Below are 16447 nucleotides of genomic sequence, written 5' to 3' on the forward strand. Positions count from 1 at the left end.
CAGTTACTTCGCTAAACTGATGGCTACCTTTTGCGACTGGCGTTTCTTCAATTTGACAGCAGTAGCCCCAGCCCCAAATAAGACTAGACCTAATACTGAACTAGGTTCAGGCACTTCGGCACCGCTTACTTTTAACACTTGAACACGACCTTGGAAGAAGTCACCTACATACAATTTTCCATCGTTGTATGCTGTGCCAGCTGTCCAGTTAAATGTGCCTGGTGTGAGGTCGAGAGGGTCACCAAAGGGTGGCTCGCCTAGTTGGGGAGGTGGCGCTGCGGTAGGTTTACCAAATGCCGTCAAGAACTTGCCATCTTTATTAAATACCTGAACACGGCTGTTGATCGAATCTGCTACATAGATATTTTCAAACTCGTCTACTTCGATGCCGATTGGCTGGTTAAACTCTCCCGGCCCGGTGCCTTCTTTACCAAATGTCAAGATCGGCTCTCCTTCTGGAGAGAGTACTTGAATACGGTTATTAAACTGGTCACTAACAAAGAAATTTCCACTAACTGGGGAAATTCTTACACCCGCTGGCCCTTGGAATTGCCCAGGTTCGGTACCAGAGCTACCAATGCTCCCAATCAATTCGCCGTCTTTAGTGTATTTATTGATTTTATCGCCGCTAAAATCACCTACATACACATTGCCAGCTTTATCGAATGTCACGCCAGATGGGCCAAAGAAAGCCCTACCTGGTATCAGACCGCCAAATGAGCCAAATGATTTAACAAAGTTACCCTTGGGATCGTAGATATTGACGCGGTTGTTGAACACATCACCTACATATAGATTCTTGGTCTGCGGGTCAATTTCTAACGCTGACGGCTCGTCAAATTCTCCGGGGCCTTTGCCGCCCTTACCAATTGCCCCCAGATACTGACCCTGAGGATTGAATACCTCAACTTTATTGCCGATGTTTGGGTTAAAAGTGCCGTCCGGGTTAAGGCCACGACCGTTACTTATAAGGATATTGCCAGAGTCATTCACTGTTATACCCTGGGGAACAAAAAGCTGCCCAGGGCCGAAGCCAGGGCTGCCAATACTACTGTCGTAAGTTAAGGTTAAGGACTTGGCTGGGGCAGCTGTTGCCAATACCGTAAATCCGGTACCAAGAATGGCGATTGATAAATTTTTTACTAATCCCATGATTTTGAAGTTCTGGTTGTGTAGGTTGAATACTTTTGTAGTAAGGGCTTAAGCCCTAGGACTTACGCACTGAAGCCTGAAACCCTGATCCCCCCTAACCCCCCTTTTGAAGGGGGGAATTTCTAAAGCCACGCCACTGAGGGAGTCGGGGAACCCGCAAGGGCGCAGGGCTGCCCCTTTTGAAGGGGGTTGGGGGATCTGAGTGCGTAAGTTCTGGCCCTTACTACTAGCCAAAATCTAGAAGGTATTAGACTATCTCTGCCTTAGCTAATTCTTTGTGTTTGCGCTTTTGCTTTAAACTTGCGCCTAAAGCAGCCGCAGTTAGTACACCTAACATAGAAGTGGGTTCGGGAACGTCTCTAGGATCAATTCTGATGACTTGTCCTGTTCCTGCTAATCTGGCTCGATTTGCGATATATAAACTACCATCAGGGCCGAAAGTTATGCCCGAAGCAGCCTCTAAGCCATCACCATCCCAGATAGTTGTGCGAGTACCATCCTTACCTATTTTGATTAGAGAACCACTGATATCACCCGTGATAATACCGCCCTGTTGAATTTCTTTCCATTCTGCACTGTTCATATGTTGCAATGCATACAAATTGCCTTCAGGGTCGTATGCCACGCCGGTCAATTGTGTAAAGCCATCAGCAAGGACTGTTGATTCCAAGGTTTCGGGGTCAAGGCTCAAGATACGAGCTTCATTTTCGGGATAAGGAAAATAAGTGTATTCGCTGACTGTTAAACTGCCATCTGGAGCAACTGCTATACCTGTAGGTACTGATTGATTAGATACCGGCAGACCATTGGGAGCGCTTGAATAACCTGGGGGTAATGGTGCGCCTCCTGTTGGGTCTACGGTTCCTTCAGGAAGTTCTGGAAATTCAAGTTTATCTGGTGATATTAGTTTTTCAGGTATTTTAGCTACGTTCTTAATACCACTGCCATCAAGCCCTACAGAATATATTGTGTTTCCACCCCCATCAACGACGTAACCTGTACTACCCTTAATTGCCAGAGCATAGGGATTGGTGATTATATCGCTGCCGTCGGGATTATTATCAAGTTCATACTGTGCAAAATCAGCAAGACTCGTCACAGCCTTGGTGTTTAAGTCGAGTTTGTATAGTCGTCCTAGTGAAGGGCTTTTTAACACACTATCCCGCGAACTCGGATCACCAGCATAACCCGTGAGAAAATAAGCGTTATTTTGAGAATCAAATTTGATGTCCGCAGGGCCAGCAGCTTGTTCTCCAGAGGGTGTTAATGCTAAAGATGTGAGATTTGAAAGTATAGTTTCTTTCTTCCCGTCTGGAGTAATTTTGAGAAGAGTGCCATTTTCGGCAGCGCTTAAGGGAATATATTGGGCGCTAGGTGATGGAATGGATCTACCGTCTTTGCCGTCACCTCCGAAGCCACTCTCTGTTACATAAAGATTACCGCTATTGTCAAAGCCGATACCGCGTGGATTGTTCAAACCATCGGCAACTACCGAAAAACTTGCTGCTTGGGCAGCTTTGGTTCCTGCAACAGTAGCAAGGCAAAATGTGAATAGTGCTAGAGCAAATGATTTGAGTTTCATACCATTCGATGGAGATTAAGAGTTAGTAAGTTGTGGAAATTTTTATAGTTTTGGATAAACGGGTTTAGGTTCCAGGGGAACGTGGGGAAGACATTACGCTTGTTGAGAAGCGCTATGATTAGGTTGAAACTCTTTACCTGAGAGCGGTTTTGTGGCTCTAATTTTCCGAAAACGATGAACACCTAAAGCGCCAAGCATCAATAATCCGCCTAAAGCAGAATTAGGTTCAGGTACGGACTTTGTATTTTCTATTCTGAGAACTTGTCCTTGTCCTGGGCGATCGCCTCGATTCGTGATATAGATTGCACCATCAGGGCCAATAGTCAGAGCGCTAGGAGACTCTAAGCCATTGCCACTGAGGATGGTTGTGCGAGTACCATCAGGAGCTATTTTGATTAACGAACCATCTACATCACCCTTCCAAGCTGGCTGATTGGCGTACTGCAAAGCATACAAATTGCCTGCACTATCGAATTCCAAATCTGTTAGTTGCGTCAAACCATCTGCATAGATTGTTGGTTGACCATCAGCACCAATTCGATAGATGTTTGCTCCATCTTCTGGGAAGGGAAAACCAGTAAATTGGCTGATGTAATAGGCTCCATCGGGGCCTTGTGCTACACCTGAGGGTACTGCTTGAGTTGCAAACTCCGATGTGGTTGGTTCATCTTGAGATGGTACTTGGTTAGGTTCGTTAGATGGGGAACCGGAAGGTGGAAAGACGGGATTACTCAATATCTGTTGAGGAAAGGCCGTAATTGCCTGCAAATTACTGCCATCAGACTTCACACTAAGCAAGTCATTTGCACCTGCATCAACCGCAACTAACTTATTGCCATCTATTAACAAACCCAAGGGATTGCTACCTAAATTGTCGCCATCAGGGTTGTTAGCGAGTTCATATTTAGCTAGGTCGGCAACACTTGTCCAAGAATTTGTTTTAAAGTCAGGAGTGATGATTTTTCCTAGATCAGTATTACCAAGATTGCGATCGCGAAAAGCTGGATCAGCCGCATACCCAACTAGAACATAAGGCTTACCTGTGGCATCAAATTTAATATCACGTGGGCCAGCGGCTCCAGTACCATCGGGTAATGCTAAGGAAGAAAGTCCCGTCAGGACACGTTTGGTCTTACCATTCTCAATTTTGCTAACTGCACCACTTGTGCCATAGCATAAAGAATCCCCTTGGCCGCTAGGTGGCGGAACACAAGCTCCATTTCCTCCAGTTCCCGCCTCTGTAACATAGAGACCACCATCAGGGCCAAAGCTCAGACCTCCTGCATTATCTAGACCATCGGCAAGTACCGAAAACGATGCAGCTTCCGCAGCTTTCATTCCAGAAAAAGCGGCAACACAAAAAGTGAGAAAAGTAATAGTAAGTTGTTTGAGTTTCATGTGTTGCGATATTGGCCCTGAGCGCATTTTGTCAATTTGTCTTTACCCTTTGACTGTGCCAATTTTAGATTTGAGATTGCCGATTTTAGATTGAAAGATTCTCCTAATCCAAAATTCGTCTTGAAAAGTTTGCTCAACAGGGGGAACCCCCGCACGCAACTTTTCGCAAAATCCAAAATCGATTGACTAGCGACTAGTGACTAGTTCTTGCGTTTTTGGTAGATAGCTCATCCCACGGTCAAACGACTGGAGGTTACCAGCTTTGGCTTCAAGCAAACGTTTGATATTCATGCTCTCAGCCCCAAAGTCTTCAATCTGAAGTTTGCCGTGAGCAAGAGGTTGATCTACTTTCCAAAATGTGATCCGATGCAGGATAAAACCAGAAGCCTCTGGGTCAGCGAAAGCATAGGCGGTTGGGATGAGTAGAGCTACAGAGCGCTGATAATATTCGTACTCAGGATAAAAGTGTTCCTGCTCCAGCAAGTAGTATTTGCTCAAACTATGTAGCCGTACAGAAACTTTGACCTTCTGGTTATATTCATCCTTAAATTCACCCGACTCAGGAGTAATCTCTCCGTTTGGTCGCAGTAGATGCGCCCACTCATCTATGTTTCGTAAGTCTTTTAAGTAGTCAATCCCGATATCAATGGGGGCATCAACATAGATAGTGTCAGTATCGATAAAGTAGCGTCCTTTCGCGGCTGCGGTCAGACCAGCCTTGCGTTCCAAATGACCTTTGAGAGAACGACACTCGGAAGTGTGTACCGTGTGAATTCCCTGCATAATCATTTGGGTTTGCCGTTTGGGATCGACAAAACTGAGCCAGTGAAAGTACACGCCTTTTTCATCTGTTCCTGGCTCGATATAGTCAGTAGGAAAAAGCAAGACAGGGTAGACCTGAAAATATTTTTGATACTCTAGCCCACAGTGCCACTCAATACCGTAAAAAAGCGGATTTTGTAGCTTTTTTACATGATAATAAAGGTTTTTGTGGTATCCAGAAGCAGTTCCAAGCCAGGTGTCTTCGTCAATTTGCTCTTTCATCCGGCTAAAGAGCGTCCATTCATCTAAGTTTTTGAGACTGCAAAGATATTCAAAGGCGCTCTCAGGTGAGGTAGCAATATAAGCTGATGTCGCAAATGTATTTTTTTCCATTAGTTACTCTCTAAATAAACAGTTGATAGCTCGCGGTTAGTAAATAACAATTAAGCAGCAATTTCTTTAAGCTTGCTTTTGCTAACGCTCATAATCCGTTCTTCTGCTAATTTTTTAGCAGCATCGTTAGTAGTAATTTCCTGCTGTTTAGCAATATTGAAAATTGCTAACAGCGTGTCATAAATGTTATTTACTTGCTTGAAGGCTTTTTCTTCGTTATAACCAATCATTTCGTTGTAGACATTGATTAGTCCTCCAGCGTTAATTACATAATCAGGGCAGTAAAGAATTCCTTTATCTGCAAGCATTTGACTATGTAATTGTTCTTCGCCTAACTGATTATTAGCAGCACCAGCAATAATTGCAGCTTGTAGGGAAGGAATTGTATGACTATTAATAATTCCTCCTAAAGCACAAGGAGCAAATATATCTACATCAAGAGCGTAAATTTCATCTGGCTCTACAACAGTTGCGCCAAAAAGTTTTTTTACTTCTTCGGTCTTAACTGGATCTACATCGGTAACAAAAAGTTTAATCCCATGTTCATGTAAGTGTCGGCAGAGATTTTTACCGACATTTCCTAGACCTTGAACTGCAACTTTCAGCCCCTCTAGTTGTTTGCTTTGCAAACGAAACTCTACAGCAGCTTTGATTCCTAAAAACACCCCCAAAGATGTGATCGGAGCAGGCCCACCAGACTTTTCCGATACCCCAACTACATACTTAGTTTCTTGGTTGATTGTCCGCACATCGTGAGGGGTGATATTGACATCTTGCCCTGTAATAAAACGTCCATTGAGACTATCAACAAAACGTCCATAAGCTCTCAACAGGTCATCTGTCTTATTTTCGGGATTAGCAATAATTACTGCTTTGCCTCCACCAGCCGGAATATTGGCACAGGCAGCTTTATAAGTCATACCACGACTCAGACGCAGTGCATCTTTTAAAGCAGCTTCTTCGCTGACATAAGGAAATAGTCTTGTTGCCCCCATTGCTGGCCCCAAGGTTGTGTCATGGATGGCAATAATTGCCTTAATATCCGGATTTTTTCCATGGCAGAAGAGAATTTGCTCGTGGCCCATTTCTCTAACAGTTTCAAATAGCAGCATCTTGGTCTCTCAATATTGATTTGGGATTAATTCAAGCAAGTAATGAACGACCAATAAAGGAATGTGGACACCCGGATAACGGCGATCGCTGAGGAGTTCCCGCAAACAAAGATAAAGTATGAAAAAAGAATGCTGAGAAATTAAAATGTTGAATCCCAGTTGGTGTGGCGTAGTAATTGCTAGGATGGAAAGCTTGTAGCCTCTAAGTTCATTCTTTATCTGTCGGGATGAAAATTGCGAATCTACCAATTCAATATGAGTGGTAAACTCCAGATTATTGGTGGCGTTTTAGTGTTTCCAGCAACTGCACAAAATCATCGTGCTTTCAACTCAAACCGCTGGAAACGAAACTGGTTTGGCTGAACTTTTACCTGAAGTTGATTTAACTCCTTGTGCTGCCAAACTCTTATTACGAGCGCCAGAAGGTGCAAGTCGATCAGGATCAATCACGACATCGATGACAAAGGGAACAGATGAAGCGATCGCTTGCTCTAGGGCCGCTTCAATATCTGACTCTCTGACGACTCCGATCGCTTCGGCTCCCATACCACGAGCAATCATCGCAAAATTTGTTGGTGGCATGGTTGCATCTGCGCCTTTTAATCCCAATACTTTCATCCCTTGATGGCACATATTGTAACGAGCGTCGTTGAGTACAATCCAAATGGCAGGAATCTTGTATTTTACGGCTGTACTGATTTCGTTATTCATCAGCATTGCACCGTCGCCGACAATGGCTACAGCTTTGCCATTCCGCGCTTTTGCTGCACCCAATACTCCTGTGACCGCATGACCCATTGCCCCGACACCGGTGCTGACTCGATAACGATTGGCTTGGGCAAATTGCAGTAGATGAGTTGACCAAGTAAACGAGTTACCGCACTCTGCCATGACTACCGCATCGCTACCCTCAACAATGATTTTTTGAATCGCTGCCATTAATACTTCTGGCCGCACAGGATAGTCTATGTCTGCGTCTGGTTCAACTACTTTGGGTTCTGGACGAGGTAGGGATAAAGGTTTGTAAATAGCAGGAGTATCTGGCAACTGCTGCAATAGTTCCTGCACATATTCTTTGATGTCAGACTGAATCGGGAAAGTTTCAACGTGTGGATAAGCTACCCCTGGTACTTCTGGGTCAATATCTACATGGATAAAGCCTCCTTTGGGAACCATTGCCGAACTCCAAAAAGAAGTCGGTTCACTCAGACGAGTTCCTAGTACGAGTGTGTGTAGTGGTGGTTCCTGTTCCATATAAGTCAAGACGGAAGTATGACCGCCTAGACCTGTAACACCCACAAACTGGGGATGATCTTCGGGAAAGATGCCTTTAGCACGGGGTGAACACATCACTGCTGCCCCTGTTTTTTCAGCGAGTTGACGAATCTCGTCTGCTGCGTTACGAGCGCCAAAACCAAGCCAGATAGCAAAAGGCCCAGAAGATAGTAACTCTACAGATTTGGCGATCGCTTCTTTGTGAGGTGCGATCGCTGGGTAAGAAATATCGAGTTTAGGCAAGGATATATCATCAGCTAAACTTGTTTGCACACCAGTGGGAATGCTGATATGGGCAACAAATCCTCCTGGTTGAGCTAACGCCAGAGCCAGTTTGCGAAAAATCTGCGGTAGTTGAGCAGCAGATTCCACGGTGATTGCATAGTTGAATAGCGCACCTGAGGTAAAAATACCGCCACTGGGCAATGTGTAGGAGCTGGTTTCTTGAATCGCCCCACGTCCGCGTTGTGGTGCTGAGGTGCAAGCTGACAGCAGAATCACTTTTGCACCTTCTCCACGGGCAGCAAACAACCCGGTGAGGGCGTTGGTGATACCTGGCCCTGCTGTGGTAAACACTACAGTTGGACGACCACTAGCAAAGTATGCTTCGACTGCGGCAAAAGCGGCTCCCGCTTCATGGCGGAAGTTCAGCACCTGCATGGTGCTATTCGACAGCGCATTCCAAAGGCTGGCCATCGCACCTCCCGCGACGCCAAAAGCGTAGCCCACTCCTAACTCTTCCAGCATTTGGGCAGCTGCATCTGCAACTGAAAGTGTTGGGGCTGTTCCGTTAAGTTGATGGGAATTGCCATTTGCAGATTCTATATAGCTGTTCGGTGACAATTCCCTATATTGATCGGTGGTGATTAGAGGAGAGTTTGAACCAGTAGATTTTTGACTCATTGCTTTCACATAATTCCAGAAACTTGCACAAAGGCTCTTGATGTTAAAATTTAACTATTGTGCTATTTAGCATTAGCACGAAATATTTTGTGGCTTTCTCGGTTATGAACGAGCTTAGTCAACAGTTGAGATATTTGATTACTTGCGATTGCTGTTTGTGAGACTAGTACCAAAAACTTTACAAAATAAGCAATACAATCAAGAATGTGCTTCTAACAAGCAGAATAGAAGAGATAAAGACCCATTAGCAATGAAAAATCTTTTGATGGGAATATCAATTTTTTCGTTTTTGTCTTTTGTTGCGATCGCTACACTAGCTACTTCGCCAATATTGGAAATTGATACCTGGCGATCCGGGGTAATCTGTATCGCTGTTCTATATTTTTCAGTCAATTATTTATGTTGAAAAACATATATATTATTCAACATTACTATGTCTTTTGATAGATACATAAGCAATCTACGCATAATCTTTTAATTAAATTTCTTTCGTATGATAGATGACTCAGCGCAATACAAGAATTTACTTGACTTGATGTATTTTTAAATACATTCTTACGGCAAATCTTCAAGATAACTTCAAATAAAATCTATTCCTTCTGGTAGATGGCACAGCAGATTGCTTTATAGTTAAATTCCTGAGAAGGACTTAATAAAAGTTAATACTTTAGATTAATGAACGAAAAATTACCAGTACATTTAAGTTAGAGTTAATAGGAGAAATGTATTTACATTGTTAATTAAAAGTTTACTTGTCATAGATAGATACCTTAATCTTCTCTTAATCAAATATATTGTTTAGCTAAAAATTAATAAGTTAAAACCTTTATCTGGCAATAATTACAGGTAAAAAAATTGTATACTCTATTTTTTGTTTTCCTTATTTTTAAAATCTGTTTAAATTAATAATTATCACCAACAGCTTCATCTAAACTTTAAACTTTAAGGTAGATCATTCAGTATTTGTTGGTAAAATAATAATCAATCCAACTATTAGTAAACTTTTTTTAATTTGCTAATTAACTTTATTAAATTAAAGTTAATTAGCAAATTAAAGGTTAGTTAAATTTGTGATTATTAGCTCATAAATGGCTAGGTTGCCTACTTATTATAGGGAGCAATTAGGGATATGAATTGTGAGGGGTATCCATTAATTCAATCCAAATCTCAATTGGCGATGCAGTCAGAAGCGGAGTTAGAATTTGCTTATTTTCTAATTAATCATTCCGTAGAAGCAGCCTTTTGTTTAGGAGCAAACGCGCAGTTTATCTACGTAAATAACGCAACCTGCTTCATGAGCGAGTATTCCCGTGAAGAATTACTATCCATGACGCTGAGTGACATAGATCTAGACTTTGCGCTACACAATTGGTCAGAGAAATGGCAAACGCTAGTGACAAGCGGCACAGGAAATTTACTTACCTTTAAATCACGTTATCGCACAAAGGGACAGCGAATATTTCTGGCGGAAGTATCACTCACTTATATAGAACACCAGGGTAGGAAGTTTTGCTGTGCCTTTATTCGGGAGAAGGGTAATGAAGTTGTAGAGATGAGCGTACAAAAATGGACTGATGAATTAAGAGATACTAAAGTCCATTTGCAACAGGAAGTTTCTACACTCAAGGCGAAGGAGGCAGAACTGGAAACATCTCTGTCTCTACTTCGCTCTACTTTGGAATCTACTGCCAACGGGATCATTGCAGTTAGCTTTGAAGGAGATATTCTCAGCGTTAATCAGAAATTTTTGGATATGTGGCAGATTCCAGAGTCTTTGATCCTCTCCAAGAAATGTCCTCGATGTAAAACTTTTTTTGAAACCCAACTTAAAGAGCCAGAAGCCTTTAGCCGACTTTTATGGGAAGTCTCTAGCGAATCTGATTTCGAGAGTTACGACATTCTGGAGTTAAAGGATGGAAGATTCTTCGCACACTACTCTAAACCTCAATGGCTTGGTGAAAAAATTATTGGCAGAGTGTGGAGCATTTGGGACATTACTGAGTCCAAACAGACTGAGGAAGCACTACGCTTAAACGAAACGAGATTTCGGACTTTGGCAGAAACGACAGACGCTAGCACTTTCTTGATTCAAGGCACGCGACTTTGCTACATAAATCCGGCTGTGGAGCTACTCACTGGCTATACCAGAAAAGAACTACTAACTAGTTTTGATATTCGTCGATTAATCAAGAGCAAAAAACGCAGGCTGGGAAGTCGCCAGAGTGAAGGAACTAACTTTGAATACCAAGAAATTTCTATCCTGACAAAAAATGGCGCGGAGCGTTGGCTAGCTTGCGCGGTAACAATCCTTAACGACGGGCTGGATTTTGGGGGAAAACCCGTTGAACTGATCTCAGGTATTGATATCACCGATTATAAACATGCAGAATCGGAGCTTATCCAGGCTTTAAAACAAGCAAAACAACTCAGCGAACTCAAAGCGCGTTTCCTTTCTATGGTCTGCCATCAATTCCGCACGCCACTGAATATTGTTTCATTCTCTAATAGCTTATTAAAACGGCATATCGACGAATGGACGGAAGAAAAAATACTACCCTTACTCGATCATATTCAAGCAGGTGTCGAACAGATTAGCCATCTATTGGATGATATTCTGTTATTTGCCAAGGCAGAATCAGCAAAAATAAATTTTGAGCCAAAACCCCTTGAGTTAGTTCAGTTCTGCGATGGTTTAGTGGCGCAAATGCAGATGAGCAGTAGGCACAACCAAATTAATTTTGTTAGTGAAGCGCAAAGTTTAACAGCCTGCATAGATAAAAAGCTGCTAGAGCCGATTCTCAAGAACTTGCTCGAAAATGCAATTAAGTATTCGTTAAATCGTAGTGCAATTGATTTTACACTTTCTATTGAAAATGAAAAAGTAATTTTCCAAGTCAAAGACAGCGGTATTGGGATTCCCGTAGAGGAACAACAACGAATATTTGAACCATTTTATCGAGGCACAAATATCGACCATGTACCCGGTACTGGACTAGGGTTATCGATTATCAAAACCCTTGTGGACTTGCATGGCGGTCAAGTTAGTGTGGAGAGTGAAGTTGGTGTAGGCACAACCTTTACTGTGATGCTGCCATCAGTCACATAAAACAGTACCAGAGTGTGATTTATAAGTATTCATTTGTTAATAAACTCAACAATGATAACTGTTAGAAGGAAATAATTCATCTCATCGCCATAATTAACTCTCAGTACAGAGCTTGCTAACCATTTCCTGCCGAACATTCTAGTGATATAAACAATGATGTACGAATCGCCAAAAAAAATTCTCGTAATTGAAGATGATGCTATTACCCGCAATCTCTTCTTATGTGGACTGGAGGCTGAAGGGTTCGACACGATAGGTGCTGAAAACGGTATTGCTGGTATCCAGCTAGCACAAGAGCATTTACCCGACTTAGTAATTTGCGATATTTTGATGCCCGATATAGATGGTTACAGCGTTCTCACTCAGCTGCGCCAAGAACCCCTGACAGCAATCATACCTTTCATTTTTCTCACTGGCAGCGACGCTAAGGCATCTGTTCGCAAAGGTATGGAGTTGGGAGCTGATGACTTTCTTACTAAACCTTCTACGCTAGACGAATTGCTTGCTGCGATCGCTACCCGGTTGCAAAAGCAAGCTACTATCGAATACTGGTGGGCTACTAAATTCCAGACAACACCTAAACCAGTAATTGCTAATCAAATTGCACCAACTGTCCCGTCTGAGTCGATTTTTCCCAGTATTCCCCAATTAAAAGAAGTTTTCGACTTTATCGAAAAGCACTATGACGAAGGAATTACTCTATGTGATGTGGCTGAGGCAGTTGGATATTCGCCTGCTTATTTAACTAACAGAGTATCAAAGCAGACAGGAGATACTGTCAACAACTGGATTGTCAAACGGCGGATGGCGGAAGCCCGTTTCTTGCTTCAACTCGACAATAGTAACCAGACAGTCGAGCAAATTGCTAAAGCATTGGGCTATCAAGATGTGTCTCATTTTTCCCGCCAGTTCCGCCAACATCACGGTTTACCTCCCCATGCTTGGCGCAAACAGCATCAAATTATGGTAGAAAAACAGCCGCAACCATGCTAGAAGTGCTAAAAGCATCTCAGGATTTGCTATTAGCTACCGCTTCACTTAACACTAGCTCTGGTTCTGGTGTAGGTTCTTCTTCCTCTGGCAAGCCGACCATATTTCTGTACAGTTTGACGTATTGCTTGGCAGATTGATACCAACTGAAGTCTTGGTTCATACCGCGTTTTTGCAACTCGCCCCATTGAGGTTTAAAGCGGAAGCCTTCCCAAGCGCGAATCATACAGGTAAACAGATCTAGCGGTTCATAACGGTCAAAGCAATAACCAGTGCCTGCTTCGTTAACTGGATCATGGTGCGATACAGTATCAACTAATCCGCCTGTACGACGCACAATCGGTACAGAACCGTAACGCAAAGCCATCATTTGGCTAATACCACAGGGTTCAAAACGGCTAGGCATCAAAAAAGCATCAGTACCGGCGTAAATGCGACGAGACAGGGCATCGTTATACAGTAGGTAACTAGCCATGCGTCCAGGATAGCGGGATGCCAACTGCCACATTTGGCTTTCGTAGTAGCGATCGCCTGTTCCCAGTAATACAAATTGGGCATCAGTATAAGCCAAGAAGCGATCTAAAATTTGCAACACCAAATCCAGACCCTTTTGTTCTACTAACCGTGTTACCATCCCAATTAAAAAGGCATTAGAGTTAACTTCTAACCCCACTTCTTCTTGTAGGGCAATTTTGTTAGCTCTGCGTTTGTCTAGGGATTCGGTAGTAAAGGTTTGGGCGATATATTTGTCATCTGCTGGGTTATAAACTTCGGTATCTATGCCGTTAATAATCCCAGATAACTTACCGCTAATGAAAGATAGCAAACCTTCTAACGTTTCACCGTAAGCGGGTGTTTTAATTTGCTCGGCATAAGTCGGGGAAACTGTATTTACCCTATCGGCATATTGCACTGCCGCTGCCATGGTGTTATGACCTTGCATATACCAAGGACACCAAGTAATTTTCTCCAAATACCAACGCCAAGGCCCTTGATAAGCCAGGTTATGAATAGTAAAAACGCTCATAATATCTGGATCTTGGTGCATCCACACAGGAATCATGCCAGTATGCCAATCATGACAGTGGACTATTTCTGGCTTCCAGTAATTCCAGCAAAACTCAGCCGCACCATTGGCAAACAAAGTGAACCGCCAGTCTTCATCTTCTCCAGAATAAATGCGGCGGGGGAGAAAAGCTGGATGTCCAAATAAGTACAAAGGAACATCTGTACCAGGCAGAATGCTTTCATAAACTGCAAAATCCTGGAACATGGCATATCCCCGCCAGATGGGTTCTTGAGGAATCTCCATTTTGTCTGGTAGAAAGCCATAGTAAGGCAAGAATATCCGCACATCATGCCCCATTTTTCGCAAGATTTTGGGCAATGCTCCCACAACATCACCCATCCCTCCAACTTTTGCAACGGGAGCTGCCTCTGCTGCTACAAATAGAATCCGCATGGTAAATTTTATTCCCCCGATTCTGCGAATATTGTCAATGTCACCTCACGATCGCAGCAAACGTGACCAAACATACTTGGCACACTTTTGTGCAACGGCAATCAATTCTGATCTAATCACATCTGGTTACCAAAACAGTCGTGAGTTGTGAGTCCTGAGTGCTGAGTGCTGAGTCGTGAACAATAAGAATTTCTCTCCTTATCCCCTTGTCCCCCAGTCCTCAGTACCCAGTCCCCAATCCCCAGTACCCAGTACCTAATCCCCAATCCCTTATGCACCCCGTTGGATTTCGGTAAAGATTTGATCCAAAATTTCCTGCGCTCCCTGTTGGCGCATGAGATTAGCTAGTTCTGTACCTAGCTGTTCGGCGTTACTGGCTTTGCCTGTGACGCTATCTTTGACCAGTTTTTTGCCATCTACACTAGCGACTATACCCGTTAATGTTAACTCTTCATCGTTAATTTCAGTATTTACACCAATAGGTACTTGACAACCGCCTTCAAGATCCCGTAAAAAAGCTCTTTCAGCGAGACAGCGATCGCGTGTTTGAGGATGCTCAATAGCTTTGAGCAAGGATATCAATTCGGTATCATCAGCACGGCATTCTATACCCAATGCTCCTTGACCAACGGCGTGCAGAGAAACTTCCTTGGGTAGGATTTGATGAACGCGATCGCTCATTCCCAATCTTTCTAACCCTGCTACTGCCAAAATCAAGGCATCATATTCGCCTGCATCTAATTTTGCCATACGTGTATTCAAGTTTCCCCGCACATCTTTAAAAGTAAAGTGGGGAAATTTATGGCGTAACTGTGCTAATCGCCGCAGAGAAGATGTGCCAATTACTGCACCCTCTGGTAGGGTATCAATTTGCTGACCTTTGTACTTTTCATGCAGCACCAATGCATCTGCTGGGTTTTCTCGCTCTGTAATTGCTGCTAGAGTTAACCCTGGTGGTAAATTCGTTGGCAAATCCTTGAGGGAATGAACCGCAAAGTCAATCTCCTGATTGAGCATTCCCACTTCTAGTTCTTTGGTAAATAATCCTTTATCACCAATTTTGGCTAATGCTACATCCAGGATTTTGTCGCCTTGGGTAGACATGGTATGGACTTCAAAACAAACATCAGGAAAGCTTTTTTGAAGTTGCTCTCGTACCCAGTAGGTCTGAACTAGGGCGAGTTGGCTTTTACGAGAACCGATGCGAATTGTGCGTGCGGGGCTGGAAATAACTGAAGTCATAAAACAATATGTCAAACCGGGCGATAAATTCACTTTCATCTAGACTACCGCAGTGAGTGACTTACCGGGTTGTAATTGCCGAATTCACATAAAGTTTATTCTGTTTATTATTTACATTTATTAACATTTTTGTAACTACAGGAGTACCGGGTAGCAGTTCTCTTAAGGGTCGGGTTTGAGATATTGCTGTAACTGCTGGGTACGCTGTTGTGTAGTCTGTTCTAGGCAACCAAAATAAATAGTAGGTGCAACACTTCCACCCTCATATTGACTTCTTTCAAACTCACAATTAGTATCTCGAAACTTAATCCATGCTTGCTGTGCATTAATTAATTTCTGTTTTCTAGAACTAGATAAAGTTGGTAGAAGTTGTTTATAAACTTGATTCAATTTTTTATCAGTATTCTGATAAGACAACTGAGCGCATCGATTGATTTCTACTTGAGTTTGAGCGTTATTACAGTTGAACTTTTGCGCTAAGTGTATCTTTGTAGTTTCCGGTGTTGTGCTTGCCATTGCCACAGCAGCAATAGACAAACTGCTGAGGGCAAGAATACTCAAAGAAGTAAGTAATAAGTTATTCATAATAATTGCATCCTACCAGATTCTTGTCCGTTGGGTATTGAGGATGCGATCGCACTGAAATAAGCTGGATTTAAATCTCTCATTATCCCGAAATCTCGCCATCACCATAGAATGGTGCGGCTAATTGAACAAAGCTCCAGGCTTCTAGCTTGCGGCGATATGTCGGGTGTGTGATCGCACTCTTATAATTTTTGCAAGGCGATGCAATAGCATTGTCACCCGATACAATCGCATTGTCAGCCGATGCAATTGAATTGTCACTCGATACAATCGCATTGTCAGTCGATGCAATTGAATTGTCACCCGATGCAATGGCATTGTTAGTCGATGCAATTGAATTGTCACCCGATACAATCGCATTGTCAGTCGATGCAATTGAATTGTCACTCGATACAATCGCATTGTCAGTCGATGCAATTGAATTGTCACTCGATACAATCGCATTGTCAGTCGATGCAATTGAATTGTCACTCGATACAATCGCA

At 43.0% G+C, this 16447-nt stretch carries 13 protein-coding genes; 2 read left to right on the forward strand and 11 right to left on the reverse strand.

Features of this window, described 5'->3' with window-relative positions; translation table 11 throughout:
- Nucleotides 1-3: 3 nt before the first annotated feature.
- The 7 genes from scyF to AC5JL8_RS09300 all read right to left on the reverse strand — a co-directional run bounded on the left by scyF (nt 4) and on the right by AC5JL8_RS09300 (nt 8970).
- A complete protein-coding gene (scyF, locus tag AC5JL8_RS09270) occupies nt 4-1152 on the reverse strand; it encodes a scytonemin biosynthesis PEP-CTERM protein ScyF (protein WP_495879482.1) in 1149 nt (382 codons plus the stop codon).
- Between the two features lie 247 nt (nt 1153-1399).
- Nucleotides 1400-2734 carry a ScyD/ScyE family protein gene (locus tag AC5JL8_RS09275; RefSeq protein ID WP_495879483.1) on the reverse strand — a complete coding sequence of 445 codons (1335 nt, stop codon included), beginning with the start codon at nt 2732-2734 and terminating at the stop codon, nt 1400-1402.
- A 93-nt stretch (nt 2735-2827) separates the two neighbouring features.
- The gene (locus AC5JL8_RS09280) at nt 2828-4132 is read right to left on the reverse strand and encodes a ScyD/ScyE family protein (protein WP_495879484.1); all 1305 of its coding nucleotides are present in this window, start codon (nt 4130-4132) and stop codon (nt 2828-2830) included.
- Nucleotides 4133-4318: 186 nt separating this feature from the next.
- A complete protein-coding gene (gene scyC, locus AC5JL8_RS09285) occupies nt 4319-5287 on the reverse strand; it encodes a scytonemin biosynthesis cyclase/decarboxylase ScyC (RefSeq protein ID WP_495879485.1) in 969 nt (322 codons plus the stop codon).
- Nucleotides 5288-5337: 50 nt separating this feature from the next.
- Nucleotides 5338-6399, reverse strand: coding sequence for a tryptophan dehydrogenase ScyB (gene scyB, locus AC5JL8_RS09290; RefSeq protein ID WP_495879486.1), 1062 nt, complete (start codon nt 6397-6399; stop codon nt 5338-5340).
- 330 nt (nt 6400-6729) lie between these two features.
- Entirely contained in the window at nt 6730-8577 is a 1848-nt protein-coding gene (gene scyA / locus AC5JL8_RS09295; protein WP_495879487.1) for a scytonemin biosynthesis protein ScyA, read from the reverse strand.
- Nucleotides 8578-8775: 198 nt separating this feature from the next.
- Nucleotides 8776-8970 carry a hypothetical protein gene (locus AC5JL8_RS09300; RefSeq protein WP_495879488.1) on the reverse strand — a complete coding sequence of 65 codons (195 nt, stop codon included), beginning with the start codon at nt 8968-8970 and terminating at the stop codon, nt 8776-8778.
- 736 nt (nt 8971-9706) lie between these two features.
- Between AC5JL8_RS09300 and AC5JL8_RS09305 the strand changes: the two genes are divergently transcribed.
- Together AC5JL8_RS09305 and AC5JL8_RS09310 are read left to right on the forward strand one after the other, a co-directional pair.
- Entirely contained in the window at nt 9707-11683 is a 1977-nt protein-coding gene (locus tag AC5JL8_RS09305; protein ID WP_495879489.1) for a scytonemin biosynthesis sensor histidine kinase, read from the forward strand.
- Nucleotides 11684-11836: 153 nt separating this feature from the next.
- Entirely contained in the window at nt 11837-12676 is an 840-nt protein-coding gene (locus AC5JL8_RS09310; RefSeq protein WP_495879490.1) for a response regulator transcription factor, read from the forward strand.
- A gap of 16 nt (nt 12677-12692) precedes the next feature.
- On the opposite strand, the gene glgA is transcribed toward AC5JL8_RS09310, so the two are convergent.
- The 4 genes from glgA to AC5JL8_RS09330 all read right to left on the reverse strand — a co-directional run bounded on the left by glgA (nt 12693) and on the right by AC5JL8_RS09330 (nt 16443).
- The gene (glgA, locus tag AC5JL8_RS09315; RefSeq protein WP_495879491.1) at nt 12693-14135 is read right to left on the reverse strand and encodes a glycogen synthase GlgA; all 1443 of its coding nucleotides are present in this window, start codon (nt 14133-14135) and stop codon (nt 12693-12695) included.
- 270 nt (nt 14136-14405) lie between these two features.
- Nucleotides 14406-15377, reverse strand: coding sequence for a hydroxymethylbilane synthase (gene hemC, locus AC5JL8_RS09320; RefSeq protein WP_495879492.1), 972 nt, complete (start codon nt 15375-15377; stop codon nt 14406-14408).
- Nucleotides 15378-15539: 162 nt separating this feature from the next.
- Nucleotides 15540-15962 (reverse strand): lysozyme inhibitor LprI family protein, encoded by a 423-nt coding sequence (locus AC5JL8_RS09325; protein WP_495879493.1) that lies wholly within the window; start codon nt 15960-15962, stop codon nt 15540-15542.
- A gap of 82 nt (nt 15963-16044) precedes the next feature.
- Nucleotides 16045-16443 (reverse strand): hypothetical protein, encoded by a 399-nt coding sequence (locus AC5JL8_RS09330; RefSeq protein WP_495879571.1) that lies wholly within the window; start codon nt 16441-16443, stop codon nt 16045-16047.
- Between the last annotated feature and the right edge of the window lie 4 nt (nt 16444-16447).

This window comes from Mojavia sp. (genome assembly GCF_059505145.1).